The sequence below is a fragment of the Pseudoalteromonas sp. GABNS16E genome, from assembly GCF_028598715.1.
Taxonomy (GTDB): Bacteria; Pseudomonadota; Gammaproteobacteria; order Enterobacterales; family Alteromonadaceae; genus Pseudoalteromonas; species Pseudoalteromonas atlantica.
In genome coordinates this window covers 41,935-67,714 of sequence record NZ_JAQREZ010000019.1, presented here as the reverse complement: position 1 = coordinate 67,714, position 25,780 = coordinate 41,935, and the positions used below count along the sequence as shown (strand labels likewise).

At 42.4% G+C, this 25,780-nt stretch carries 23 protein-coding genes; 8 read left to right on the top strand and 15 right to left on the bottom strand.

Translation table 11 applies throughout. The features are described from left to right. Nucleotides 1-431: 431 nt before the first annotated feature. The 11 genes from purD to rsmD all read right to left on the bottom strand — a co-directional run bounded on the left by purD (nt 432) and on the right by rsmD (nt 12,604). Nucleotides 432-1,715, bottom strand: coding sequence for a phosphoribosylamine--glycine ligase (gene purD / locus PSI06_RS09855; RefSeq protein ID WP_024031418.1), 1,284 nt, complete (start codon nt 1,713-1,715; stop codon nt 432-434). Nucleotides 1,716-1,731: 16 nt separating this feature from the next. Then, nucleotides 1,732-2,553 (bottom strand): class I SAM-dependent methyltransferase, encoded by an 822-nt coding sequence (locus PSI06_RS09850; protein WP_024031417.1) that lies wholly within the window; start codon nt 2,551-2,553, stop codon nt 1,732-1,734. Between the two features lie 97 nt (nt 2,554-2,650). After that, complete coding sequence (gene purH / locus PSI06_RS09845) at nt 2,651-4,237, bottom strand: bifunctional phosphoribosylaminoimidazolecarboxamide formyltransferase/IMP cyclohydrolase (RefSeq protein ID WP_004588631.1); 1,587 nt, start codon at nt 4,235-4,237, stop codon at nt 2,651-2,653. Between the two features lie 325 nt (nt 4,238-4,562). Continuing rightward, nucleotides 4,563-4,853, bottom strand: a complete 291-nt coding sequence (fis, locus tag PSI06_RS09840) for a DNA-binding transcriptional regulator Fis (protein ID WP_002957804.1) — start codon at nt 4,851-4,853, stop codon at nt 4,563-4,565. Nucleotides 4,854-4,872: 19 nt separating this feature from the next. Next, nucleotides 4,873-5,844: a tRNA dihydrouridine synthase DusB gene (dusB, locus tag PSI06_RS09835; protein WP_004588630.1), complete on the bottom strand. Its 972-nt coding sequence runs from the start codon at nt 5,842-5,844 to the stop codon at nt 4,873-4,875. A 282-nt stretch (nt 5,845-6,126) separates the two neighbouring features. Next, on the bottom strand, nt 6,127-7,008 hold the full coding sequence (gene prmA / locus PSI06_RS09830) for a 50S ribosomal protein L11 methyltransferase (RefSeq protein WP_273603671.1): 882 nt from the start codon (nt 7,006-7,008) through the stop codon (nt 6,127-6,129). Between the two features lie 66 nt (nt 7,009-7,074). Beyond that, nucleotides 7,075-8,922, bottom strand: a complete 1,848-nt coding sequence (gene rpoD / locus PSI06_RS09825; RefSeq protein ID WP_054983281.1) for an RNA polymerase sigma factor RpoD — start codon at nt 8,920-8,922, stop codon at nt 7,075-7,077. Between the two features lie 124 nt (nt 8,923-9,046). Further along, nucleotides 9,047-10,798 carry a DNA primase gene (gene dnaG / locus PSI06_RS09820; RefSeq protein WP_024031414.1) on the bottom strand — a complete coding sequence of 584 codons (1,752 nt, stop codon included), beginning with the start codon at nt 10,796-10,798 and terminating at the stop codon, nt 9,047-9,049. Nucleotides 10,799-11,170: 372 nt separating this feature from the next. Next, on the bottom strand, nt 11,171-11,617 hold the full coding sequence (locus PSI06_RS09815) for a GatB/YqeY domain-containing protein (RefSeq protein ID WP_004588626.1): 447 nt from the start codon (nt 11,615-11,617) through the stop codon (nt 11,171-11,173). Between the two features lie 20 nt (nt 11,618-11,637). Beyond that, the gene (gene rpsU / locus PSI06_RS09810; RefSeq protein ID WP_002957797.1) at nt 11,638-11,853 is read right to left on the bottom strand and encodes a 30S ribosomal protein S21; all 216 of its coding nucleotides are present in this window, start codon (nt 11,851-11,853) and stop codon (nt 11,638-11,640) included. Nucleotides 11,854-11,998: 145 nt separating this feature from the next. Further along, nucleotides 11,999-12,604 carry a 16S rRNA (guanine(966)-N(2))-methyltransferase RsmD gene (gene rsmD, locus PSI06_RS09805; protein ID WP_004588625.1) on the bottom strand — a complete coding sequence of 202 codons (606 nt, stop codon included), beginning with the start codon at nt 12,602-12,604 and terminating at the stop codon, nt 11,999-12,001. Nucleotides 12,605-12,811: 207 nt separating this feature from the next. On the opposite strand from rsmD, the gene ftsY reads away from it, so the two are divergent. From ftsY to rpoH, 4 genes are all read left to right on the top strand, one after another. Beyond that, entirely contained in the window at nt 12,812-14,749 is a 1,938-nt protein-coding gene (ftsY, locus tag PSI06_RS09800; RefSeq protein WP_273603670.1) for a signal recognition particle-docking protein FtsY, read from the top strand. Nucleotides 14,750-14,981: 232 nt separating this feature from the next. After that, nucleotides 14,982-15,659, top strand: a complete 678-nt coding sequence (ftsE, locus tag PSI06_RS09795; RefSeq protein WP_004588623.1) for a cell division ATP-binding protein FtsE — start codon at nt 14,982-14,984, stop codon at nt 15,657-15,659. Beyond that, nucleotides 15,656-16,642 carry a permease-like cell division protein FtsX gene (ftsX, locus tag PSI06_RS09790; protein ID WP_273603669.1) on the top strand — a complete coding sequence of 329 codons (987 nt, stop codon included), beginning with the start codon at nt 15,656-15,658 and terminating at the stop codon, nt 16,640-16,642. The genes ftsE and ftsX overlap by 4 nt, the downstream gene beginning before the upstream one ends. A 260-nt stretch (nt 16,643-16,902) precedes the next feature. Then, nucleotides 16,903-17,766: an RNA polymerase sigma factor RpoH gene (gene rpoH / locus PSI06_RS09785; protein ID WP_004588621.1), complete on the top strand. Its 864-nt coding sequence runs from the start codon at nt 16,903-16,905 to the stop codon at nt 17,764-17,766. Between the two features lie 153 nt (nt 17,767-17,919). Here the strand turns inward: rpoH and PSI06_RS09780 are convergent, their stop codons facing one another. From PSI06_RS09780 to gpmM, 4 genes are all read right to left on the bottom strand, one after another. Further along, nucleotides 17,920-18,681 (bottom strand): divergent polysaccharide deacetylase family protein, encoded by a 762-nt coding sequence (locus PSI06_RS09780; RefSeq protein ID WP_095206707.1) that lies wholly within the window; start codon nt 18,679-18,681, stop codon nt 17,920-17,922. 200 nt (nt 18,682-18,881) lie between these two features. Continuing rightward, nucleotides 18,882-20,147, bottom strand: a complete 1,266-nt coding sequence (locus PSI06_RS09775; protein WP_273603668.1) for a S41 family peptidase — start codon at nt 20,145-20,147, stop codon at nt 18,882-18,884. Nucleotides 20,148-20,183: 36 nt separating this feature from the next. Continuing rightward, nucleotides 20,184-21,323, bottom strand: coding sequence for a murein hydrolase activator EnvC family protein (locus PSI06_RS09770; RefSeq protein WP_273603667.1), 1,140 nt, complete (start codon nt 21,321-21,323; stop codon nt 20,184-20,186). A gap of 3 nt (nt 21,324-21,326) precedes the next feature. Then, the gene (gpmM, locus tag PSI06_RS09765; protein WP_055252656.1) at nt 21,327-22,871 is read right to left on the bottom strand and encodes a 2,3-bisphosphoglycerate-independent phosphoglycerate mutase; all 1,545 of its coding nucleotides are present in this window, start codon (nt 22,869-22,871) and stop codon (nt 21,327-21,329) included. A 579-nt stretch (nt 22,872-23,450) separates the two neighbouring features. Between gpmM and PSI06_RS09760 the strand changes: the two genes are divergently transcribed. From PSI06_RS09760 to gpsA, 4 genes are read left to right on the top strand one after another with little or no spacing between them, the layout of a single operon-like run. Continuing rightward, nucleotides 23,451-23,882: a rhodanese-like domain-containing protein gene (locus PSI06_RS09760; RefSeq protein ID WP_004588616.1), complete on the top strand. Its 432-nt coding sequence runs from the start codon at nt 23,451-23,453 to the stop codon at nt 23,880-23,882. A gap of 31 nt (nt 23,883-23,913) precedes the next feature. Then, nucleotides 23,914-24,171, top strand: coding sequence for a glutaredoxin 3 (gene grxC / locus PSI06_RS09755; protein ID WP_004588615.1), 258 nt, complete (start codon nt 23,914-23,916; stop codon nt 24,169-24,171). A gap of 34 nt (nt 24,172-24,205) precedes the next feature. Continuing rightward, nucleotides 24,206-24,691, top strand: a complete 486-nt coding sequence (gene secB / locus PSI06_RS09750; protein ID WP_004588614.1) for a protein-export chaperone SecB — start codon at nt 24,206-24,208, stop codon at nt 24,689-24,691. A gap of 3 nt (nt 24,692-24,694) precedes the next feature. Then, nucleotides 24,695-25,702, top strand: coding sequence for an NAD(P)H-dependent glycerol-3-phosphate dehydrogenase (gene gpsA / locus PSI06_RS09745; protein ID WP_029773367.1), 1,008 nt, complete (start codon nt 24,695-24,697; stop codon nt 25,700-25,702). Nucleotides 25,703-25,780 lie beyond the last annotated feature (78 nt).

Here is a 25,780-nt window from a genome sequence, read left to right as displayed (position 1 = left end):
GACATTCCATGTCCCGTCTGTTAACATTAATCTTGGCATGTAGGTTCGGTGTAAAGTTTTCTGGCGAATTCAATTATACCTTATCTTCATGCTGTTTGTTTTTCATACCACAAAGATCAACACGCCCAGTTAAATTTTTAGGGCCTGCTTATCCTTCAGGATTAAAATTTGTTCTAACTAGGGACGATTTAATCGTGGTGCGAGGTTTGTAACCTAGTGGGCTAAGTAAAAACCGAGCAACAAAGAGTTAATCGTCCCTAGGACGAACCTTCGTGCAGCGCGTGTTTGGTATTTATACTGCGTTATCGCCTATTTATGGGGAATAACCACACTACATAGGCTCTGCCTTGCCTAAATACCAAACACACTGCTGCAAATTTAATCTCGAAAGATAAACAGGCCCTAAGTTAAACCAATAATTTAGTTACAGGCTACTGCTCTCGGGCAATCGCTCTGTAAGCAATATCGGTGCGGTACTCCATACCTTCCCAGCTAATTTGTTTTACAAGCTCGTATGCACGTTGCTGTGCCTCGGTAACGGTATTGCCGAGTGCCGTTGCACATAATACACGTCCACCTGCGGTGACAACGTTTTCGCCATCTTGCTTAGTACCCGCATGAAATACTTTTTCATCAGCAGGGTAGTTAACTTTAAGGCCTGATATTGCATCACCTTTAGGGTAATCACCTGGGTAGCCTTTAGCGGCAAGTACAACACCTACGGCTGCGCGCGGGTCAAACTCAATGGTTGTTTTATCAAGTTCTTCGCGGTTAGCCGCTTCAACTAGTTCAACTAAGTCTGATTTAAGACGAAGCATCATTGGTTGCGTTTCAGGGTCACCAAAACGACAGTTGTACTCAATTACTTTAGGCGTGCCCTGGGCATCAATCATTAAGCCTGCGTATAAAAAGCCAGTGTAAGGATGACCTTCGCTTGCCATACCCTCAACGGTAGGAACGATTACTTCGTTCATAATGCGCTGGTGGATTTCGTCGGTTACTACAGGTGCCGGTGAGTATGCGCCCATGCCGCCAGTATTTGGACCTTCATCGCCATTGTATGCACGCTTATGATCTTGGCTTGTTGCAAATGGCAAAATGTTTTTACCATCAACCATAACAATAAAAGAGGCTTCTTCGCCTTCTAAAAACTCTTCGATCACGACGCGGCTGCCAGCCTCGCCAAAAGCATTACCGGCAAGCATATCGCGAATAGCGTCTTCAGCTTCGCGCTCATCCATTGCCACAATAACGCCTTTACCAGCAGCTAGACCGTCAGCTTTTATTACAATTGGCGCGCCTTTTTCTTTTAAATAAGCAAGGGCTGGGTCAATTTGTTCAAACGTTTGGTAATCAGCAGTTGGGATGGCATGGCGAGCTAAAAAGTCTTTAGTAAACGACTTAGAGCCTTCTAGCTGCGCTGCACCGGCTGTTGGACCAAAAATAGCGAGACCGTGTTCACGGAACTTATCTACAACGCCCAATACAAGCGGTACTTCAGGGCCAACAATAGTAAGTTCTACATTGTTTTGTTGCGCAAAGCTTAATAGGCCATCTAGGTCTTCAACGTTAATTGCAACGTTTTCTAGTTTTGGCTCAAGTGCAGTACCGGCATTACCCGGTGCTACAAATACAGTGTTTACTTTCGTGTTTTGAGCGGCCTTAAACGCAAGTGCGTGTTCGCGGCCGCCGCTGCCAATGACTAATACATTCATGGCGAAATATTCCTATTTAAAGCGGTTTTTTAAATTTCAGCGTCATACGGTCGCTTTCACCAATAGCTTTGTATTTATCAGCGTCTTGTTCGCCAAGGCGTAAGCTAGGTGGTAGCGTCCACACCCCTTTAGGGTGATCGGCTGTATCTTTTGGATTGGCGTTAATCTCACTGCTTGCAACTAATTCAAATCCAGCTTTTTTAGCTAAATCGACCACGTAACTTTGCTTCATGTAGCCGGTTGATTTTTGATCCTCATCAGGTCGGCTTTCATCTAAGCGATGTTCAACTACACCTAATACGCCACCGGGTTTTAACGCTTTATAAAAAGACTTAAATGCACTGAGTGCGCCTTTAGTGTCTTTACCCATGTACCAGTTATGTACATTGCGAAAGGTTAATACCATGTCGGCAGTGCCGGCAGGGGCAATATCAGTGTGCGTTAATGGGGCAAACTCAGAAATTTTTACTTTGCTAAAACGCTCATCTTCGGCCACTTTTTTCTTAAAGCCAGCTAAAGAGCGCTGGTAGTAACCTACCGATGAATCACTCGGAAAATGCGCTGCGTAATATAAGCCTTGCTCTTTAAGTGCAGGGGCTAAAATTTCGCTGTACCAACCACCGCCTGGGGCAATTTCAACCACAGTCATTGTTGGTTTAAAACCAAAAAATGCCAGCGTTTGCTCAGGGTGACGGTATTCATCGCGGGCGCTATTTTTAGCGCTACGCTCGCTTGATTGAATAGCATGGCTAAGGCTTGACTCATGGTTATGGCTAAGTGCCATTGTTGAGGTCAGCGTAAGCGAGGCAACAAGTAGTGACTTTAGTGCAAATTTCATCGTTTGTTCCTTAACATTTTATATAGGTGTTGAACCAGAATACGTGAATTGATTGCAAACAAAAAGGGCTAAACGTTGTGTTTAACCCTTTGTGTGATTAGTGGCGGAAGTGGCGCATGCCGGTAAATACCATCGCCATGCCAGCTTCGTCAGCGGCGGCGATAACTTCTTCATCGCGCATTGAACCACCCGGTTGAATAACCGCAGTAATACCAGCGGCTGCTGCTGCGTCTATACCATCACGGAATGGGAAAAACGCATCTGATGCCATCACAGAGCCAGGTACTTCTAGATTTTCATCAGCGGCTTTAATACCCGCTATTTTAGCTGAGTAAACACGGCTCATTTGGCCTGCGCCTACGCCAATGGTCATACCGTCGCGGGCATATACAATCGCGTTTGATTTAACAAACTTAGCCACTTTCCAGCAAAATAGTAAATCTTTAAGTTCTTGCTCAGAAGGTTGGCGCTTAGATACGACTTTTAAATCGCCTTGGGTAACCATGCCTAGGTCGCGGTCTTGTACTAAAACACCGCCGTTAACGCGTTTAATATCGTGGCCAGTTGCTTTGCCACTCCATTGACCACACGCTAATAAGCGTACGTTCTTTTTAGCTTCAACAATTTTTGCTGCTTCGCTTGAAACGCTAGGGGCAATAATTACTTCAACAAATTGACGCTCAACAATGGCTTGTGCTGTTGCAGCGTCAAGCTCGCGGTTAAAGGCAATAATGCCACCAAACGCTGAGGTTGGATCTGTTTTAAAGGCGCGGTCGTAAGCACTAAGAATATCTTCGCCAATTGAAACGCCACACGGGTTTGCGTGTTTAACAATAACACATGCAGGTACATCAAATTCTTTAACACACTCAAGTGCGGCGTCGGTATCTGCAATGTTATTAAACGACAGGGCTTTACCTTGTAGCTGAGTAGCTGTTGCAACAGACGCTTCGCTTACGTTGTTTTCAACATAAAAAGCTGCATCTTGATGCGAGTTTTCACCGTAACGCATATCTTGCTTTTTAGTGAACTGCATGTTGATAGTGCGTGGGAATTTAGTCTCTTCAGCGGCTTCTTCAGTGTAATCAGGCACCATTTTGCCAAAGTAGTTAGCAATCATGCCATCGTACTGAGCTGTGTGCTCATACGCGGCAATGGCTAAATCAAAACGTGTTTTGTACGTTGTTGAGCCATTGTTGCTTTGCATTTCGCTAATAACGCGCTCGTAATCGTTTGCGTTTACCACGATGGTGACGTCTTTGTGGTTTTTAGCGGCTGCACGAACCATGGTAGGTCCGCCAATATCAATGTTTTCAATAGCATCTTCAAGGCTGCAGTTTTCTTGAGCGACAGTATTCGCAAAGGGGTATAAGTTAACTACAACAATATCGATAGCAGAGATGTTATTATCTGCCATTACGCTTTCATCTTGTCCGCGGCGCGCTAAAATACCGCCGTGAATTTTAGGATGAAGGGTTTTTACGCGACCATCCATGATTTCAGGATGACCTGTGTGATCTGATACTTCAGTCACTTTTATGCCGTTATCAGCAAGGAGTTTGCAGGTACCGCCAGTTGATAAAATATCTACACCTTGCGCTTCTAGTGCGCGGGCAAATTCAACAATACCGGTTTTATCAGACACACTTAATAGTGCGCGACGAATAGGACGATGAGTATCCATTGTAGTTTAATTTCCTCAGTTTATGAGCTAGCTTAGAAGCGGGCATTTTAACTGATTACTACTCAAAAAACGACTTATAAAGCGCCAATAAGCGTGAGCATTTTGCAACATCTATACTAAATTGTGTGCATAAAAAAAGCACCCTAAGGTGCTTTTTTTGCATGATACCAATTGTATTGGATTAGTAAGCAGTTATAGCGATAGAAAAACAACTCTATAACAAGGCAAAAATTTCACAGTGTAGTTATTCTACATAAGAAATTTTTAACGCCGTTATGGGCTTGTTTAGCTCGTTAGCATGCTTACGCTTTCAATATAATTGGTATTAGTTCATGCCGTATTTTTTAAGCTTTTTACGTAAAGTACCACGGTTGATACCTAGTAAAATTGCCGCACGAGTTTGGTTACCACGTGTGTATGTCATTACTTCTTCAAGTAATGGCGCTTCTAGCTCTGAAAGAACAAGGTCGTAAACGTCTTGCACATCTTGACCGTTAAGCTGCTTTAAATAGTGGTGAACAGCTTTTTTTACTGCATCACGCAATGGCTGCGGTTTCTCGTGTGACTGAACATGAGGGTTTGTGATAAATGGAGAAGTCACGTTTTGTTCGAACATTATTTAATCTCTTTCTTTCTTAGTTAGCTGCTAGTGTTTTAAAGTATTGCGTTAATGCGTCAACCTGTGCTTGTGGGTTGTCGAGCGCATTAAATACTCGCCTAAACTGACCGTCACTGTCATGGGTTTGCAAATACCAAGATACATGTTTGCGAGCGATTCGCGCTCCCATTGGCTCGCCGTAAAACGCATGGAGGTTATCTAAATGCTCCATTAAAATACTTCGCACCTCTGAAATAGCAGGTGGTGGTAAGTGTTCTCCAGTTCGCAAATAGTGGTCTATCTCCCTAAATATCCAAGGGCGACCTTGGGCGGCTCGGCCAATCATGATGGCATCTGCACCCGTATAGTCCAAAACCTGCTTTGCTTTTTCTGGAGATGTAATATCACCATTAGCAACCACAGGTATCGACACTGAGCGTTTTATATCCCTAATCGTGGCATATTCTGCTTCACCTTTGTACATACATGCGCGTGTACGCCCATGTACGGCAAGTGACGCAATGCCATAACGCTCAGCTATTCTCGCAATCTCTACACCATTACGGTTGTCCTGATCCCATCCTGTACGGATTTTAAGTGTGACCGGGATATCAACAGCGTTAACCACTGCATCAACTATCTCTTCCACAAGTTCAGGAAACTGTAATAATGCAGAGCCTGCGAGTTTCTTGTTCACTTTTTTTGCTGGGCACCCCATATTGATATCTATGATCTGTGCACCGTTAGCAACATTGAATTGTGCGGCCTGCGCCATAAGCTCAGGATCAGCTCCTGCAATTTGCACCGCGCGTATACCCGACTCACCGCTGTGATCCATACGGTTCATCGATTTTTCAGTTTTCCAAACCTTCGGGTTTGACGATAACATTTCAGACACGGCCAAGCCTGCGCCTAAGCGGCGGCAAAGCTGTCTAAATGGTCTGTCTGTAATACCTGCCATTGGCGCGACTATTACATTATTCTCAAGTTGGTATGAACCGATACGCACTGTATTCAATAGGCCTCTTTTCAAGGGGCGCTAAGTTTACGGTTTTTTTAGGAAAAATCAAAGGCTATAAATTGAACAAAAGTGACTTTTTTTTGCCCTTTTCGTATTGACTTTTGATAACCGCATGACAAGTGGGTCGATTTGTTTGAAATTTAAACAAAAAATAATTTTGTCAAATTATGCATGCTAATTTTCTAACTGTAAAAAAATAGTAAAGCCTGTTAAATACAGGCTTTACATGCAAGTTTTGAGTTAAAACTCTAAATTTATAAATGTATGCGGTTAGCTATTTTTTGTGCCGCTTACACGGGTCCAATCACCCTCTAGTGCAATATCGTCAAGCTCAATAAACGGTGCGTAAATATCGGCAACCGATTGGGCTTGTTCTTCTAATATGCCCGACATAGCAATTTTGCCACCCGGTTTAAGTAATCCCAAAATTACACTGTGAAGCTCACGCAGCGGCTGCGCTAAAATATTAGCCACTACAATATCAGCACTAAACTCAGGTTGGTTTTCTGGTAGGTATACTTCAAGCTTATCGGCTACGCCATTACGTTGTGCGTTATCTAAGCTTGCTTCTAGAGCTTGCGGGTCAATATCAATACCTATCATGCGCTCTGCGCCAAGTTTAATGGCTGCAATGCCTAAAATGCCCGATCCACAACCAAAATCAACCACTGTTTTACCACTTAAATCTTGGCTTTCTAGCCATTTAAGGCACAGTGCCGTTGTTGCATGCGTACCCGTACCAAATGCAAGGCCAGGGTCGAGCAGTACATTAACTGCATCTGGGTCTGGAATGTCGCGCCAGCTTGGGCATATCCACAGTTTTTCGCCGAACTGGATTGGGTGAAAGTTATCCATCCACTCACGTTCCCAGTCTTTATCTTCTAGTTGCTCAATTTTGTATACCAGTGTGTCTTTAATTTCATCATGACGCTTAAGTAATTCAATTACCGCGTTCATATCATGATTGGCTTCAAATAGACCAATTACAGTGGTATCGGCCCAAAACTCTACGGTGCCAATTTTAGGCTCATAAATAGGCGTGTCTTTAGCGTCAATAAAAGTAACAGAGGCGCTGCCTGCCTCCATTAATAAGTCACTCACTGCATCTGCGGTTGCAGCATTGGCATTGATACGGATTTGGATCCAAGCCATGGTTGATTCCTTTAAATAGAAAAAAGGCCGCTACAGCGGCCTTTTTAGTTTATATGAAGCGCTAAATTATTTAGCGTCTAAAAAGCTTTTTAGTAAATCAGAGCGAGAAGGGTGGCGTAATTTACGCAGTGCTTTCGCTTCTATTTGACGAATACGCTCACGTGTTACGTCAAACTGTTTACCTACTTCTTCTAAGGTGTGGTCGGTATTCATATCAATACCAAAGCGCATACGAAGTACTTTAGCTTCACGGGCTGTAAGGCCTGCTAGCACGTCGTTTGTTGCGCCACGAAGAGATTCCATTGTTGCCGAGTCGATTGGCGAATCAATAGTGGTATCTTCGATAAAGTCACCTAAGTGCGAATCTTCATCATCACCGATTGGTGTTTCCATCGAAATTGGCTCTTTGGCAATTTTAAGTACCTTACGGATTTTATCCTCAGGCATCATCATGCGTTCTGCTAATTCTTCAGGATTTGGCTCACGACCCATTTCTTGTAACATTTGACGAGAGATACGGTTAAGTTTATTAATCGTTTCTATCATATGTACTGGAATACGGATTGTTCTTGCTTGGTCAGCAATTGAGCGGGTAATCGCTTGGCGAATCCACCACGTAGCATAAGTTGAGAACTTATAACCACGGCGGTATTCAAACTTATCTACCGCTTTCATCAAGCCAATGTTACCTTCTTGGATTAAATCTAAGAACTGTAAACCACGGTTTGTGTATTTTTTAGCAATTGAGATTACAAGACGTAAGTTAGCTTCAACCATTTCTTTTTTCGCACGGCGCGCTTTTGCTTCACCAATGCTCATACGACGGTTAATGTCTTTAATACGCTCAATGCTTAAGCCTGTGCTTTCTTCAATTACACATAGCTTTTGGATGCAACGAATAATTTCAGGCTTCACTTCTTCAAGTTTAGCTGAATGTTTTTCGTTAGCATTTATTTCTAGGTCTAGCCACGCTGAGTCAGTTTCGTTATTAGCAAAGTGCTTAATAAACGTTTTCTTAGGTAGCTTAGCAATTTGTACCGCTTGTTTCATGATAAGGCGTTCTTGAATACGCACTCTATCCATCATTTCACGCATGTTGTTAACCATGCGATCAAACTGTTTTGGTACTAATTTAAAGGTTCTGAAAAGCTCGCCAATTTCAAAAATAGCGGCTTGAGAATCTGGGTGCGAACGCCCTTTTTCATCAAAGGTAGCGCGAGCTTTAACGTATAAATCACGTAAGTTTTCAAAGTGAATACGGGCTTCTTCTGGATCTGGGCCTGTATCTACTTCTTCTTCGTCTTCATCGTCATCGCTGTCTTTGTCATCTTCATCATCGTCTTCATCAAGTTGTTCTTCACTTAATTCAGAGCCGATGTGAGTTGCTGAGATTTGCGCTTCGTCTTCGTTAGGGTCGAAAAAGCCTGAAATAATGTCGCTTAAGCGCATTTCTTCTGCTTCAAACTTATCCCACTGTTCAAGTAGGTAAGTAATCGCTTCAGGGTATTCGGCAACAGAAATTTGTACCTGGTTGATACCTTCTTCAATACGCTTAGCGATTACAATTTCGCCTTCACGTGTAAGAAGTTCAACAGTTCCCATTTCACGCATATACATGCGCACTGGGTCAGTTGTACGGCCAATTTCTTTTTCTACAGTTGCAAGGGCTGCAGCAGCAGCTTCTGCTGCGTCTTCGTCTGTCGTGGTTTCTTGCATCATTAATTCATCAGCATCAGGCGCGTTTTCGCTAACCTTGATACCCATGTCATTAATCATGCTAATGATATCTTCTACTTGATCTGAGTCGATTATGTCTTGTGGAAGGTGATCATTTACTTCAGCAAAAGTTAAGTAGCCTTGCTCTTTACCTTTTTGAATCAGAAGTTTTAATTGTGACTGAGGAGTTGGATCCATAGAGATTGTTTCTTCCACTCTGATAAGTTGATACAACAGGCGTCATCATAGAGTTAGCCTTTTAACTAACTTTAATAATGTGACGCAGTGAATAGCACAGTATAACAGTTTAAATCAAGTCTGACTAGCTGTTACTCGCTTTTAGCGCTGTCATAAGTAAATGACATTCTAGTTTTTCATCACTTGATAAGCCCTGTGTCTTGTCCTTTATTAATAGGGTCTCTAGTCGATAATTTAAACACTGATCTTCAATAAATTTAAAAGTATTTTGAAAAACAGTCTCTAAACGCTCATCACTAATTTGGTGCTGCCATGTGGCAAGCTTTACTAGTGGTTCGTAATCTTCGGAATCTCTAAATGATTCGAGTAAAACCGCTGTGTTCGCATTGTCTTTTTGCAATGCGCGCTCTTGTAAGCGCAGTAGCAAACCAATACCCGCTATGTTCATTTGTGCCAATTCTGGCAAATGGGGCACACTTTTAGCTAACTGTGGGTGCTGAATTAAAATACCAATAGCTTGGCGCATTGGGGTAATTTTAAATTTTCGCTCAACAGCGTGTTGTTGCTTTGGTGTTTTTAAGCGGCTATTTAGTTGCTCACGCGTACGGCCAATTAATCGCCCTAACTGCTCTAAAATATTTTCTTGGTAAAATTCACTCGGAATTTTTTCAATTAACGGCAAAGCGGCACTTAATAGCTTCGCTTTGCCTGAGTCGAGTGTTAGGTCTACTTCTTGGCTAAGCTTATTAAATAACACTTTGGTAAAATCATCTGCTTGGCTTAAACGTTGCTCAAACTGTGTTTTACCTTCTTGCTGAACCAGTGAATCGGGGTCTTCGCCGTCGGGCAAAAATACAAAGTGTAATGCTTTGCCATCGTTTAAGTAGGGCAGGGCATTTTCTAGTGCTCGCCATGCAGCGTCGCGGCCAGCTCTGTCGCCATCGTAACAACAAATAACTTTGTCGGTGGTTCTAAATAGCGTATGCATATGCTCGCTTGTTGTTGCGGTGCCAAGCGCAGCTACGGCATATTCAATACCTTGCTCTGCAAGTGCAACTACATCCATGTAACCTTCTACAATAAGTACATGTTCAAGCTTTTTATGTGCTTGTTTTGCCTCATAAAGACCATATAGCTCAAAGCCTTTGTGAAAAATACGGGTCTCTGGTGAGTTGAGGTATTTTGGCCCTTGGTCGGCTTGCATTACACGCCCGCCAAAGGCGATAACACGGCCACGTTTGTCACGAATAGGGAACATTAACCGATCGCGGAAAAAATCAAACTGCCTACCTGGTGTTTTTTCTGAGGCGAGCTTAAGCTCGACCAGCTGTTCTTTTTGCTCTTTTGTTCTGCCAAGTTGTTGGCACAGCGCTTCCCATTCGCTCGGCGCATAACCAATCATAAACTTTTTAACGGTTTCGCCACTTAAACCACGCCCTTTTACATAGTCAATCACCGCAGCAGAGTTACTGTGGTGCTTTAATTGATGCTGGTAAAAGCGTGCTGTGTGTAACATTAAATCGTAATCTGAGCGCTTTTGCGCTGCCGTGCGCTCAGGTGCTGAGCTACTGCCTTTCTCGCGAGGTACGTCTAAATTTAAAAGGCTTGCGAGCTCTTCTATGGCATCAACAAATTCAAGCTTGTCGTATTCCATAACAAACGAAATAGCGTTGCCATTAGCACCACAGCCAAAGCAGTGGTAAAACTGTTTATCTTGAGAAACAGTAAACGAGGGAGATTTTTCGTTATGGAAAGGGCAGCAAGCTTGGTAGTCTTTGCCTGCTTTTTTAAGACCAACTTTAGAGTCTATTAGCTCTACAATATCTGTTCTGGCGAGTAAATCGTCAATAAAATTTCGTGGGATCTTTCCAGCCATGTTTTGTAAGTAGTCCTAACAATTGGTGAGGTGTAATTTCAACACAATGCGCGCATTTATAAAAGAGGTATCGGTAAGCTAAAAAGCTACATTATATCCATGGGCAATAATACTTAATCATTTTCAGGTGCTAAGCCTGACGCTAACAGCGTGCAAAGCTAGGATATTGAAGGTAGAGCAGTGCAGGCGTAGTAAGTGATAGCCCTAAATAACCCATTTTACCTAGCCTTCGATGTGCTTTTGTAGCTACACAATAAATCACTTAATTACATGCACGAGCATTACTTAAAAGCGTTTTGTTTGTCTACTTAAACGAAGAAACCGAGCACTAGGCTCGGTTTGCTTTAATCATACTTTGTGTATGTGGGAGTATTAGGCTGTTAATCGTTGCTTAATTAAACCAGAAAGCTTGCCCATATCGGCACGTCCTTCGGCTTTGCTTTTGATTATGCCCATTACTTTACCCATGTCTTGCATACCTGCTGCATTAGTATCAGCAATAGCCGCATCAATAAGAGCAACTATTTCTTCTTCACTCAATTGTTGAGGTAAAAAAGTTTCTAGTGCTGCGATCTCATTGGCTTCAATTTCGGCTAAATCTTCACGCCCAGCATCTTTGTACTGAGTGTAAGAATCACGACGTTGTTTAACAAGCTTCACTATAACGGAGGTAATACCTGCGTCGTCTAGTGTTATTTGCTCATCAATCTCACGTTGCTTGATTGCGGCAAGCACCATGCGAATAGGGTTAAGACGTTGTTTGTCTTTCGCTCTCATCGCATCTTTTTGCGCATCTTTTAGCGTTATTAAAAGGCTCATTTATACAAGACCTAATACTATTAGTATAATTTAACGCGACGTGCGTTATCGCGAGAAAGCTTCTTCATGTGACGCTTAACCGCTGCAGCTTTTTTACGCTTACGCTCAGCTGTTGGCTTTTCATAGTGCTCGCGACGACGAACTTCTGAAAGGATACCTGCTTTTTCACATGAACGCTTGAAGCGACGAAGTGCTACGTCAAACGGTTCGTTCTCTCTTACTTTAATTACTGGCATTAAAAATTCACCTACCTAAATTATGAGCGTTGCTCAAGTTGATCAAACATTGATCAAGTGGTTCAAAAATGGTGCGGTATTGTAATCCGAAGCAACACCACATGTAAAGGATAATATTAACAGAAATGCAGCGGCTTAAATAGTGTTAATTTGGCTGGCGTTGGTATAGCCTACAGAATACTTGCCCTGCTTTTTTTTCTTTAATTAACAGCCAGTTATCTGGTTGTGAAAAGCTGCTTAGTTCGGTTTCTACCTCAACATAAATGAGCGCGTCTTCGCTAAGCCATTGGTTATTTTCTAATAAATCACAGCTACTCTGCGCTAAGTTTTTACGAAATGGTGGGTCAACAAAAACTAAATTAAATGGTGAATTTGTATTCTTTTGCTCTAAATATGAGAGTGAATTAGTGTGTTTTACCTGTGCATTTTCAAGCTTTAAGGTACTAATATTTTGCTCAATTTGCTTAGCAGCCGAGGCATCTAGTTCGATAAACGTGGTGCTTTTAGCAAACCGAGAAAGCGCCTCAAAGCCAAGCCCGCCAGAGCCTGCAAAGCAATCGAGTACTGTTGCATCGCGCGTATCTTGCATTAACCAATTAAACACGGTTTCTTTAATGCGGTCTGTTGTTGGGCGTAGCCCTTCTACATTTTTTACCGGCAGTTTACGGCCACGAAATTGCCCGCTGATTACTCTAATAAAGCCGTCAGTAGATTTGCTAATTGCTTTATTTTTCGTTGTTTTTTTTCTCATTTAGGTCACTAAAAAATGGTATAAGGGATCTAGCTCAGATAATATTGTGCGTAGTTTACGTTTAGCTTCATTTTTCAACCGCATTAAAAGTGTTACTATTTAGCACTTACGTTTTGAACGGTTGTTTGGCCGGCACGCTTTGCGGAGCCACACCAAGCTATTTCAAATTTTAGTTTATCAGATTTTTATAAGTGGTTATTAGCAAGTATGGCAAAAAAAAGTAAATTCATGTCTTGGCTCGGTTTTGGTAAGTCAGATAAAAAACAAGCAGAAGCTGATAAACAACAGGCATTAGCTCAGCAACAAGAAGCTGAGCGCTTAGCGGCAGAAAAGGCCGAAGCAGAGCGAGAAGAACAAGCGCGTATTGCTGCTGAAAAAGCACAAGCAGAGCGTTTAGCAATTGAAAAGGCTAATGCAGAGTTGCTTGCAAAAGAGCAAGCCGAAGCACAGGCGCAACAACAAGCACAAGCTGCTCGTCTAGCTGAGCAAGAAGCGCAAATGCGTTTAGAGCAAGAGCGCATGGCTGCACAGCGAGCTGAGCAACAACGTTTAGACACAGAGCGTGAGCAAGCTGAGCAAGATGAAAAATTAGCAATTGAAAAAGCCAATGCTGAGTTGCTTGCGAAGGAGCAAGCTGAAGCACAGGTACAACAACAAGCACAAGCCGCTCGTTTAACAGAGCAAGAAGCGCAAATGCGTTTAGAACAAGAGCGTGTTGCAGCAGAAAAAGCTGAAGCTGAGCGTTTAGAACAAGAGCGTATTGCACAAGAACAGGCAGAAGCTGATCGCTTAGAACAAGAGCGTATTGCCGCAGAGCAAGCAGAAGCTGAACGTGTAGAGCAAGAGCGTATTGCCGCAGAGCAAGCAGAAGCTGAGCGTTTAGAGCAACAACGAATTGCCGCAGAGCAAGCAGAAGCTGAACGTGTAGAGCAACAACGAATTGCCGCAGAGCAAGCAGAAGCTGAACGTGTAGAGCAAGAGCGTATTGCAGCAGAGCAAGCAGAGGCCGAGCGTTTAGAGCAACAGCGAATTGCCGCCGAGCAAGCAGAGGCTGAACGCTTAGAACAAGAGCGTATTGCACAAGAACAGGCAGAAGCTGAACGTGCAGAGCAAGAACGTATTGCAGCAGAGGCCGAAGCTGATCGTTTAGAGCAAGAGCGCATTACGGCAGAGCTTGCAAAAGAAGAAGCTAAACTTGCCGAAAAGCCTAAAAAAGAAGGCTTTTTTTCACGTCTTAAAAAAGGGTTATTAAAAACCCGTGTAAATATAGGTTCTGGCTTTGCATCTATCTTTAGTGGTAAAAAAATAGACGATGATTTATTTGAAGATTTAGAAACACAGCTTCTTACCGCCGATTTAGGTGTTGATACCACCATGAAGCTGATTGATAGCCTTACTGATGCAGCTGATCGCAAGCAGCTTAAAGATGGCGATGCGCTTTATGAATTAATGAAGCAAGAAATGGCCGCAATGCTTAAAACAGCTGAGCAACCGCTTGAGGTACGTGCTGATAAAAAACCATTTGTTATATTAATGGTCGGTGTAAACGGCGTAGGTAAAACGACAACCATTGGTAAGTTAGCTAAGCAATTTCAAAATGAAGGTAAGTCGGTTATGTTGGCCGCAGGTGATACCTTTCGTGCAGCAGCCGTAGAGCAGCTGCAAGTGTGGGGAGAGCGTAACAGCATTCCTGTTATTGCCCAGCATACTGGTGCAGATAGTGCCTCGGTGGTGTTTGATGCATTTCAAGCCGCTAAAGCGCGTAATGTAGATGTATTAATTGCTGATACAGCAGGGCGCTTGCAAAATAAAGACAACTTAATGCAAGAGCTTGAAAAAATAGCCCGCGTAATGAAGAAAATTGACCCTGATGCACCGCATGAAGTTATGCTAACCATTGATGCGGGTACAGGTCAAAATGCAATTAGCCAAGTAAACTTATTTAATCAATGTGTTGGGTTAACCGGTATTACCCTCTCAAAACTTGATGGTACTGCTAAAGGTGGGGTTATATTTGCGGTTGCAGATAAGTTTAATATTCCTATTCGTTACATTGGTGTTGGCGAAGGTATTGATGATTTACGCGCATTTAAAAGCGATGACTTTATTGACGCTTTATTTAGCCAAGATGAGGATGACGCTTAATACATAAAAGGGAGCTTGCTCCCTTTTTTGGTCTGTTTATCTTTTGAGATTAAACATGCGCTGCCCTTTGGACTATTTACTTTTTATTGCTCGGTTTTACTTAGCCTTCTGGGCTATAAACCTTGCGCCGCGATTAAATAGTCTCTAGGCAAAGCAAATTTCAATCCTGAAAGGTCAACAGGCCCTAGCTAAGGAATTCCATTTTACTAATTTGGGACTGGCATAATAAAAAATGATAAATTTTCAGCAAGTAAGTAAAACCTATCCGGGTGGGCATCGCGCTCTCGAAAAAGTTACATTTCATATTAAGCCTGGCGAACTGGCTTTTTTAACAGGCCACAGTGGTGCGGGTAAAAGTACCTTATTAAAGCTCATTAGCTTAATGGAACGCCCCTCTGCAGGCAACGTGTTAATTAATGGTGTTGATTTAAATAAAGTTAATTCTCGGCAAATTCCTTATGCGCGCCGCGATATTGGTATTATTTTTCAAAATCATCGTTTGTTAGAGCGTTACACTGTGTTTGATAACGTTGCACTGCCGTTGATTATTGAAGGCACTCATCATAAACAAATCGCTAAACGAGTTCATGGTGCGCTAGATAAAGTGGGGCTGTTAGATAAAGTTAAATGCCATCCTTCTACACTATCAGGTGGTGAGCAGCAACGCGTAGGTATTGCCAGAGCGATTGTAAATTCTCCGCCTATTTTATTAGCTGATGAACCAACGGGTAACCTTGACCCCGAGCTCTCTATGGAAATATTAAGGCTATTTGAAGATTTTAATAAACACGGTACGACAGTACTTATAGCAACACACGACCTTGGTCTGGTGTCGCGTTTAAAATACCGTAGTCTGACTTTAAAAGATGGCCGTATGCTTGAAGACCCACTTGCGGAGGGCACGCTGTGAGCTTGTTATTTAAAGGACGCCAAAACTCAAACGATAAACAAAAAAAATCAGCTATCGCGGGTGGTTATTTTTTTGTTATTAATATTTTTCGCCAAGGGGTGCACAGTTTAGGTGAAATGTGGCGTACGCCACTTGCATCATTAATGACAATTGCTGTACTTGGGCTAAGTTTAACATTGCCTGCAACACTTTATTTAGTCGTAAAAAATGTACAGCAAGTCAGTAGCGGGTTTGAAGAAGCCAGTGAAATATCGCTTTTTGTAAAAGAAAGTATGAGCGAACAAGAAACACAAACCTTAGTAAAGCGTTTAGCACTTTACGCCGAGGTAGAAAGTGTTGAATTTATTTCTAAGCAGCAAGCATTAACTGAATTTAAAGATGTGTCGGGGTTTGGGCAAGCTTTAGAGTACCTAGATAGCAACCCGCTACCCGATGTTGTATTAGTGACACCTACTAAGCGGCATCGCCAGCCTAATGCGGCTAAAGCGCTGCTTACAAAGCTTGAGAACGAGCGCGAAGTAGATTTTGGTAAGCTTGATATTGCTTGGCTTGAGCGCCTAAATGCATTATTAGACTTATTAAAAGAAAGCGTTATCACAATTGCTTTATTACTTCTTACCTCTGTCACGCTTATTATTGGTAATACGATTCGTTTATCGATTATGGATAAAAAAGAAGAAATACAAGTAATGAAGTTAGTAGGTGCTACCAATACGTTTATACACGCTCCGTTTTTGTGGACCGGCATTTGGTATGGCGTTATAGGGGGCTTGTTTGCATTTATTTGTATTGCCTTAATGATGTGGTGGTTAACTAGCGCAGTAAGCAGCGTTGCAGGCGTGTATCAAACAAGCTTTTCGTTAATTGGTTTAACGCTTAATGAGTTTGGCGCATTAGTATTGCTAGCAACCAGCTTAGGCTTTATTGGTTCTTACTTATCGGTTAACCGATATATAAAAGAAATTGAGCCTGATAAAGTATAAGTATGGCTGCTAATGGCTGACTCAAAAATGTCATGTTTGTATATTATTATCCTCAAATGAGATTAGTTGTAAATGCGCTGTTACGCTTGCGCTAATCTCTTGCAATCCCTTAGTTCATCACTTATTCAGTCGCATGTAGTAGACTTAACATACACTAAAAAACCGCTTGATTTACGCTTAAAAAAAGTTTTAAATTGGGGTTAGCACTCTTAGAGAAAGAGTGCTAAGATGGTTTCAAATGTTTATCACCGAGGTGAAAAATGAGTAAAGATTTATACGCAATGGCACTTACAGTTGGGCAACAAAGCGCAAGTATGGACGGCTACCTTCAAGCGGTTAGCACAATTCCTATGCTTAAAGCTGAGCAAGAGAAAGAGCTAGCAACACGACTTCAAGAAGAAGGCGATCTTAGTGCTGCAAAGCAACTCATTATGTCGCATTTACGCTTTGTAGCACATATTGCTAAAAGCTACTCGGGTTATGGTTTACCGCAAGCCGATTTAATCCAAGAGGGCAATATAGGCCTGATGAAAGCGGTTAAGCGTTTCGACCCGAGTGTGGGTGTACGTTTAGTGTCGTTCGCTGTTCATTGGATTAAAGCAGAAATTCATGAGTTTGTGCTTAAAAACTGGCGCATCGTAAAAGTTGCGACCACTAAAGCGCAACGTAAATTGTTTTTTAATCTTCGTAAAAACAAAAAACGTTTAGGTTGGTTTAACCAAGCTGAAGTAAGCACTGTAGCGAATGAGCTAGGCGTGAGTGAAAAAGAAGTTCGTGAAATGGAATCGCGCATGAGCGGCCAAGACATGGGCTTTGACTTAACGGGCGACGATAACGACGACGCACCAACAAGTACTTATTCACCAGTACAATATTTAACAGACGGCTCAGCTGATTTAGCTGACGATATTGAGCAGCAGCAATGGCAAGAGCAGTCACATACTCGTTTATTTAGCGCGCTTAAAACGCTAGACGAACGCTCACAAGACATTGTAAGTGCACGCTGGTTGTCTGATGACAAAGCAACACTACAAGAGCTTGCTGAAAAATACAGTGTATCTGCTGAGCGTGTTCGCCAGCTAGAAAAAACAGCGATGAAAAAGCTGCAAAGTGCTATGAGCTAATAGCGCAAAAAATGTAAAACTTAAAAAGCCCTGCATTAATATGCGGGGCTTTTGCTTTGTGGCTATAAGTATCTTAATCAAGGTTTTAGCTATTAATATTGCTTTTTTTAGCTTAGTTGTATGGCTTAAATATACTTAAAACACCGCTTAAAGCTACCTAGCGTTGATCCCTTTACCTTGCGCCTGTGCTAATTGTATGTATTTTTTATGCACTAGTTGCGATACCGGAACTAACTCAAAGCCTTGCTCGGTGAGCTCAGGTAGCGCTTGGCGTAAAAAGTCGATGGTTTCTGGGTAGGGGTGGGCAATCGCTATGGCAAAGTGATGTTTAGTCGCTTTATATTTTAGCTCATCCAGCCTTTGCTGCAGTTGCTCATGCGTGGTTATATTGTCTAAAAACACATGGCGGCCAATATTTTCAACCCCGATAAAATTTGCCGCATTTTGCGCTTGGCTTAAGTCGGTAGTACGGCTATCTAAAAAGAATAAATTACGTTTTTTAAGTACTTCCATAGTCCACTTCATGGCTTGGCTTTGTTGAGTGAGTGCCGACCCCATATGGTTATTAACCCCTTTTACTTGCGGTAAGCTTGCCAATGCAGTGCCTAAAGTTTTTTGTAGCTGTTCTTTATCCATATTTATGGTGAGCCCGCCAGGGCCGAGTGCTTTACCGTTTAAGGCTTGCATAGGTACATGCAATAAAAGCTCTTTATTTGCTTGGCTGGCAAGCGTGGCAAAAATTTGAGAGTAGGGTGTGTGGGGCAAAATTGAATACGACAATTGCCCTGGTAAGGTAAGAAATTCTAAATCTCGCTGATGATAGCCAATATCATCAATTACGATGGCTATTTGCTTTGCCCAAGCAGTGCTAGATACAAAGCAGATAGCCAACAACAGCCATTTTATTATTTTCACGTTTATAGTTTTTATTATCTTTTTAATTTATTAAGGGTATTTTTTAATCTCAGCGCCGGGTAATAAAGCTATCTCAGCAGCCATTTTTAGCGCTAACTGCCTTGAATTTACTTAAAATTTATAGCTAAAGAACAGCACAATCTAATAGTGTTAATATTTATTCTGTTATTAAATCGCTTACCTAGAGTTTAGATTATTTACTATTGCATGCTAAGTAATTGCTTAGCTTTTACTAACTGCAAGTCGCCCAGTATTTCATGTTCAAATTGTGGTGCATTTTTGTTCTGCTCATTTTTTATTATAACGGCTTTATTTGATTGTGGAAGGGTTGCTTGCGCAATTGCTACATCGGGGGTAACTCCTACGCCTTCAATCGATACGCCCGCAGGTGTAAAGTACTTAGCAGTTGTTAATTTTAGCGCTGTATTACCATCACCAAGTGGGATCAAAGATTGCACCGAGCCTTTGCCATAAGACTGATTACCAACCACTGTAGCACGCTTATTATCTTTTAAAGCAGCGGCGAGTATTTCAGCCGCAGAGGCCGAATTTTCATTAATAAGCACCACAATAGGCAAGCCTTTTAGTATGTCACCTCGTTTGGCGTAGTAGGCTTGGTTAGCGTCGTAATAGCGCCCTTTAGTAGTGACTATAGTGCCGCTTTGTAAAAATAGATCCGCTACCGCCACTGCGCTTTGTAAAGTACCACCTGGGTTGTCACGTAAATCAATGACTAACCCTTTAAGGGGCGTGCGATAATCATTTTTAAGTGCAGCTACCTGCAGCGCCACTTCATGTAAGGTGTGATTAGAAAAATTATTTATGGCTAAATACCCAGTGCCTGAGTCGAGTAATTGGCTAGTGGCGCTTTCTAAGTTTATTTCTTTGCGATTTACCGCAAAGCTAATTGGTTGCTGCTGCCCTGCGCGTTGTATTGTTAGTTTAACCGCGTTAAAGCGGGTATCTTTTATCAACGCAGCTACTTGCTCTAAGCTACCTGTTTGCGTGTTTGTATCATTAACACTAACTATAATATCGCCCGCTAAAATACCGGCCTTTTTGGCTGGGGAGTTTTTAACAACACCAACAATAGTAATGTCACTGTCAATGTCTTTCACTTCAATGCCCACGCCAGTGTAATGGCCATTTGTATTATTAAACAAAGCGTCTAAGTCATTTTCATTGAGGTATTTAGAATAAGGGTCTAGCTGGTCGAGTAAAATTTCTACTTGCTGATTATTAAAGGCATCCTGTGCACCTTTTGTCAGTGATAAGTCATCAACATAATAGGCTTTAATGTTGAAGAGTATTTCAGAAATTTGCTGACTTTTAAGATCTTTAACTGAGCTGGCAAGTAATGAATTGCTAAAACAAAAAATAGCAATACAGGTCAATGCGCACAATAAAAACAAATAGCGCGTACGGGAAGAGGGAAATGAGCGTGTTTGTGGTATTTTTTGAGTCATCAGCTGCTCCTAATGCGGTGCAGCTGTTTTATTCACTTAAATACGTCTGCACCATTTAACAGGATTTACTGCGCGTCCTTTGTGGCGTATTTCAAAGTATAGACCAGAACTCGACTGTCCGCCGCTTTGACCTACTAATGCCAGCGTTTCGCCTTCTCGAACCATGTCGCCCACATCTTTTAATAATGTTTGAGCATGGCCGTATAGGCTCATAAAGCCCTCACCATGATCAACCACAATAACCCAGCCAAAGCCTTTAAGCCAATCAGCAAAAACAACTTGGCCATTATTAATACTGTTTACATTAGTGCCTTCTTTTGCACCAATTAACACGCCTTTCCAGTCTATGCCGCCATGTTTGCGCTGACCAAATGTGTGTTTTAGCTTTCCTTTGCTGGGCCAATTAAGCTTGCCTTTGCTTTTATTAAGGCCGAGCAATTCAATTTTTTGAGTCTTCTCTTGCTCAAGTTCTTCAATGGTGGTGATTAATGTTTGCTCGTTGTCTTTTAAGTAATTAATCGAGCTTTTAGTGCTATTGAGCTGTGCTTGTAAGTTTTTAAGGTTAGTTTGGCGCTCGCTTTGGGCATTTACTAGCGCGCTTTGGCGTCTTTTTTGTTCTTCAAATAAGGCGGCTAATTTTTGTTTGGTTTTGGCAAGTGCAGCTTGGTTTTCTGCAATTTGTTGTTGTAGTACTTTAAGCTCTTCAATTTGCTCTATGCGCGCTTTATTTAAATAGTTGTAATAGCTTACGGTACGCTCAAATTTAGCTGTGTCTTGTTGGTTTAAAAGCATTTTGGGGTAGTCGTCGCCCCCAGCCATGTAGGCACTTTTTAGCTGGGCCGCTAAAATGGCTTGAAATTGCGCGTGTTGCGCTTTTAATTGCTGTGCTTTTTGTTGCTGTGCTTGTTGTTTTTGCTCGGTTTCTTTTACTGATTGCTCAGCCATATTGAGGGCTTTGGCATTTTTAGCTATTTCTAACTCGTGTTTTTTTAAGTTTTTTTGCAGTGCGGCAATTTTTTTTCGCTGTGCGTTGTACTCTGCTTGGCTTTGCTCTAATGCAGATTGCACTTCAGATAGGTCTTTTTTAGTGCGGTTTTCGTTAGCGGTTGCAGGGGCAACCACTAACGAAACCAATACAAATGTATAAACACTAAACCAATTTACTGGTTTGCTCATGTTTTATTTCAACGTCATGATTGGCGTACCGGTCATTTCGCTTGGTTGCTCCATGCCCATAAGGTGTAGCATAGTAGGTGCTACATCACTTAATGCTTTGCCTTCACTTGGCGTTGCATCGCGTCCTACATAAATAAACGGCACTGGCTCGCTCGTGTGAGCGGTATGAGCTTGGCCCGTGGCAGTATTTGCCATTTGCTCTGCATTACCGTGATCGGCTGTGATAAGCGCTTCACCACCAAACTCATCTAGCGCTTCTACCACGCGGCCTATACATGCATCAACTGCTTCACAGGCTTTAACCGCGGCTTCAAACACACCAGAGTGACCCACCATATCGCCATTCGGGTAATTACAAATAATGGCATCAAACTTACCGCTTTTAATGGCTTCAATAAGTTTGTCGGTTAGCATTTCAGAATTCATTTCTGGCTGAAGGTCGTAAGTGGCAACCTGTGGAGAAGGAATTAATTCGCGTGATTCGCCTTCAAATTCATCTTCGCGTCCGCCACTAAAGAAAAACGTAACATGAGCGTATTTTTCTGTTTCAGAAATACGTAGCTGCGTTTTGCCATTTTTTTCAAGCCATTCACCTAATACGTTTACCAGTGGCGTAGGACCAAATGCGACAGGGGCATCAATATCGGCTGAGTATTCTGTCATCATTACAAATGCGCTTAACTGTGGTGATTTTTTCTTTTCGAACCCATCAAAGCCTGGCTCTACAAAGGCACGGGTAATTTCACGGGCACGGTCGGCTCTAAAATTAGCAAAGATGATGGTGTCGCCATCATTAATTTGTGCTGCTTCAGTGCCTTGTGGCGTGATGGTGGTTGGAGCTACAAATTCATCGTTTTCGTCGCGCTCATAGGCGGCTTCTAATGCCGATACACCATCAGCATAATTAAATTCGCCTTCACCTAATGTCATTACATTGTAGGCTTTTTCTACACGGTTCCAACGGTTGTCTCTGTCCATGGCGTAATAACGGCCCACAAGAGACGCTAAGCGGCCACAATTTAGCTCGGCAAATAAGGCTTCTATACGCTCTATTGATGCTTTAGCACTGCGTGGTGGTGTATCACGGCCATCTAAAAAGCCATGAAAATATACTTCTTTTGCACCGCGTTTAGCGGCTAATTGAATACTTGCGACAATATGATCTTCGTGGCTGTGAACACCACCTGGGCTTAATAAACCCATAATATGCACGGCTTTGCCTGCAGCGACTGCTTTATCGATGTTTTCAACAAGTGCAGGAGTTGAGTCAAATTCGCCATCGTTGATTGCTTTGGTAATGCGAGTAAAATCTTGATAAACAACACGACCAGCACCTAAATTTACATGGCCTACTTCTGAGTTACCCATTTGCCCTTCAGGTAAGCCTACATCTAAACCTGAGCCTGAAATTAATGTGCGTGGACGGGTTGCCCATAGGTTGTCTAAAACGGGGGTGTTGGCTGCAAGAATCGCATTGCTTTGCTCATCTTCGCGGTATCCCCAACCGTCTAAAATCATTAATACCAGTGGTTTTTTATGCTCTGTCATAATAGCTCCTGAAAATTAGCACCTGTTGATGGGTACTGTGCGCCGAAAGGTTATCTGGTTAGTTTTAGCATACCGTGTTTTAGCGCCAGAATCAGCACTGAGAACAAGATATTAAATTTTTTACTTACTTTCATATATGGGGTGCTTTATGTGTTTTTAAAGCGCAGCAAACTCGCATTTTAACTTGGTTTGGGTATACTTGCGTGGCTAAAGTACAAAATACCTAGAATATTAGGGCGTGTTGCACTTTGGTGGCTGAATTTGCAGCAGTATGTTTGGTTTTTAGGTAAGGCAGAGTCTATGAAGTGTGGTTACCCCCCATAAATAGGCGATAACGTAGCATAAATACCAAACATGCGCTGCCCATTGGGTTCTTTCTAGGGACTATTACCTTTTTGTTGCCTACATGGATGTAGGTAAGGGGCGTGAGCAGGACGCGGAAGCTTTGCTTGGTTTTTACTTAGCCCACTAGGTTACAAATCTCGCGCCGCGATTTAATCGCCCCTAGATTGAACAAATTTCAATCCACAAAGGCCAACACGCCCTAGGTTTAGAACATAATTTCATAGTGGAAGTAGAATGGATCAATATATTGAATTTATTACAAATCATCCTATTTTAAGCCTAGCTTGGGTTGGTCTTGTATTTCTTATTGTAAGCGGCTGGATAAAGAGCAAGTTTTCAGCAGTGAGAGAAATAAACCCACAGCAATTAACACTTCTTATTAATCGTGAAGATGGCAAAGTAGTTGATATTCGTGCTCAAAAAGAATTTAACGCAGGTCGTATTGCGGGTGCTGAACACTTAAGCCCTGAAAAAGCAAAACAATCTGATTTTTCAAGCCTTGAAAAGCACAAGAGCAAACCCATTATACTAGTATGTGCCACAGGCATGACTGCTCAAGGTATTGCTAATGCAATGCATAAAGCAGGCTTTGAATCGGTTTATGTATTATCAGGTGGTATGGGGTCGTGGCAATCTGCCAGCCTTCCAACTACAACAGGTCGCTAATCAGTTTAGTAGTACCGATAGAGGATTTATTATGAGTAATGTTGTTTTATACACCAAAGCGTACTGTCCATTTTGCCAACGTGCTCTTGCACTTTTAAACAGTAAAGGCGTTGAGTACACAAATATTGATATTGGTGTTCAACCAGAGCTTCGCGATGAAATGATTGCTAAAGCAGGTGGTGCAAGCACAGTACCGCAAATTTTTATTAATGATGAACATATCGGTGGCTGCGACGACATGATGGCTATTGAAGCGCAAGGTAAACTTGACGCTAAGCTAAATGCTTAATTTTAATTATAAAAACTAACACGTAGGAAGCACAATGAACGAAGAAAATCAAAACGCAGCAGCACAAGAAGGTGGCGCACAATTTACTATTCAACGTATTTACACTAAAGATGTATCGTTTGAAACGCCTAACTCGCCTGCGATTTTTCAAAAAGAATGGACGCCAGAAGTTAAGCTAGACCTAGACACGCGCTCTAATAAGCTAGACGAAGGTGTGTTTGAAGTGGTTTTAGCATTAACGGTTACTGCTTCTATTGGTGAAGAAACTGCGTTTTTATGTGAAATTCAGCAAGCCGGTATTTTTACAGTTGGTGAGCTTGAAGAAGTACAACTAGCACATATGCTAGGTGCATACTGCCCTAACGTGTTATTCCCATACGCGCGTGAAGCCGTATCTAATCTTGTTAACCGTGGTACTTTCCCACAGCTTAACCTTGCGCCAGTGAACTTTGATGCGTTATTTGCACAATACATGCAACAACGTACTGCGCAAGCTGAGCAGGTTTCAGCAGACGCATAATTTATGAGTACAGCAACTTCAGCTGTTACTGTATTAGGAGCGGGGTCTTACGGCACCGCTCTTGCTATTTGCTTAGCCCGAAATGGTCACCAAGTGACACTTTGGGGTCGCAATAGCGACGACGTTGCCACGCTTGCAGCTGAGCGGAAAAATCAACGTTACCTTCCTGATGTACCATTCCCCGACACTCTTTTATTACAAGCCGATTTACAACAAGCCGTAGCCAGCAGTGCCATTGTACTTGTGGTTGTGCCAAGCCATGCCTTTGCAGATACATTGCAGCAAATTAAACCTGCGCTGGTTGAAGGTGCGCAAGTTGCGTGGGCAACAAAAGGGCTTGAGCCAAATACTGGTCGCTTGTTACAAGAGGTTGCCCTGCAGGAACTAGGTGATGAGATGCCGCTTGCGGTTTTATCAGGGCCAACCTTTGCAAAAGAAATGGCAATAGGGCTACCTACTGCGATATCGGTGTCGTCTACCTCAACGGAGTTTGCGCAACAACTTGCAGATTTACTCCATTGTGGGCGCTCGTTCCGCGTGTATAACAACGATGACTTTATTGGCATTCAGTTAGGTGGCGCGGTTAAAAACGTAATAGCCATTGGTGCAGGTATGTCTGATGGGGTGGGCTTTGGTGCTAATGCGCGTACTGCACTGATCACTCGCGGCTTAGCTGAGCTAACGCGCTTAGGGTGTGCCTTAGGTGCAAAGCAAGAAACCTTTATGGGTATGGCTGGACTTGGCGATTTAATCTTAACATGTACCGACAATCAATCGCGCAACCGTCGCTTTGGTTTGGCTTTAGGTAAAGGTGAAGGGGTTGATGCTGCTATTGAGTCTATCGGGCAAGTTGTTGAAGGCTTTAGAAACACAAAAGAAGTGTATTTATTAGCACAACGCGCCGGTGTAGAAATGCCCATTACTGAGCAAATTTATAAAGTACTTTATGAAAATAAAGATATGAAAGAAGCCGCCATGGCACTATTAGGCCGAGAGCAGCGCGCCGAATAAATGAGCATATAATGCTCACTTTATTAAAAGCATGAACATGCTTTGTTATTAAAAAACCGACGCTATGTCGGTTTTTTT

What these genes read in the sequence shown, in the direction of transcription:
- purD (WP_024031418.1), bottom strand. Translation starts at nt 1,715, where the DNA reads ATGAATGTATTAGTCATTGGCAGCGGCGGCCGCGAACACGCACTTGCG.
- PSI06_RS09850 (WP_024031417.1), bottom strand. Translation starts at nt 2,553, where the DNA reads ATGAAATTTGCACTAAAGTCACTACTTGTTGCCTCGCTTACGCTGACC.
- purH (WP_004588631.1), bottom strand. Translation starts at nt 4,237, where the DNA reads ATGGATACTCATCGTCCTATTCGTCGCGCACTATTAAGTGTGTCTGAT.
- fis (WP_002957804.1), bottom strand. Translation starts at nt 4,853, where the DNA reads ATGTTCGAACAAAACGTGACTTCTCCATTTATCACAAACCCTCATGTT.
- prmA (WP_273603671.1), bottom strand. Translation starts at nt 7,008, where the DNA reads ATGGCTTGGATCCAAATCCGTATCAATGCCAATGCTGCAACCGCAGAT.
- rpoD (WP_054983281.1), bottom strand. Translation starts at nt 8,922, where the DNA reads ATGGATCCAACTCCTCAGTCACAATTAAAACTTCTGATTCAAAAAGGT.
- dnaG (WP_024031414.1), bottom strand. Translation starts at nt 10,798, where the DNA reads ATGGCTGGAAAGATCCCACGAAATTTTATTGACGATTTACTCGCCAGA.
- PSI06_RS09815 (WP_004588626.1), bottom strand. Translation starts at nt 11,617, where the DNA reads ATGAGCCTTTTAATAACGCTAAAAGATGCGCAAAAAGATGCGATGAGA.
- rpsU (WP_002957797.1), bottom strand. Translation starts at nt 11,853, where the DNA reads ATGCCAGTAATTAAAGTAAGAGAGAACGAACCGTTTGACGTAGCACTT.
- rsmD (WP_004588625.1), bottom strand. Translation starts at nt 12,604, where the DNA reads ATGAGAAAAAAAACAACGAAAAATAAAGCAATTAGCAAATCTACTGAC.
- ftsY (WP_273603670.1), top strand. Translation starts at nt 12,812, where the DNA reads ATGGCAAAAAAAAGTAAATTCATGTCTTGGCTCGGTTTTGGTAAGTCA.
- ftsE (WP_004588623.1), top strand. Translation starts at nt 14,982, where the DNA reads ATGATAAATTTTCAGCAAGTAAGTAAAACCTATCCGGGTGGGCATCGC.
- rpoH (WP_004588621.1), top strand. Translation starts at nt 16,903, where the DNA reads ATGAGTAAAGATTTATACGCAATGGCACTTACAGTTGGGCAACAAAGC.
- PSI06_RS09775 (WP_273603668.1), bottom strand. Translation starts at nt 20,147, where the DNA reads ATGACTCAAAAAATACCACAAACACGCTCATTTCCCTCTTCCCGTACG.
- PSI06_RS09770 (WP_273603667.1), bottom strand. Translation starts at nt 21,323, where the DNA reads ATGAGCAAACCAGTAAATTGGTTTAGTGTTTATACATTTGTATTGGTT.
- gpmM (WP_055252656.1), bottom strand. Translation starts at nt 22,871, where the DNA reads ATGACAGAGCATAAAAAACCACTGGTATTAATGATTTTAGACGGTTGG.
- PSI06_RS09760 (WP_004588616.1), top strand. Translation starts at nt 23,451, where the DNA reads ATGGATCAATATATTGAATTTATTACAAATCATCCTATTTTAAGCCTA.
- grxC (WP_004588615.1), top strand. Translation starts at nt 23,914, where the DNA reads ATGAGTAATGTTGTTTTATACACCAAAGCGTACTGTCCATTTTGCCAA.
- secB (WP_004588614.1), top strand. Translation starts at nt 24,206, where the DNA reads ATGAACGAAGAAAATCAAAACGCAGCAGCACAAGAAGGTGGCGCACAA.
- gpsA (WP_029773367.1), top strand. Translation starts at nt 24,695, where the DNA reads ATGAGTACAGCAACTTCAGCTGTTACTGTATTAGGAGCGGGGTCTTAC.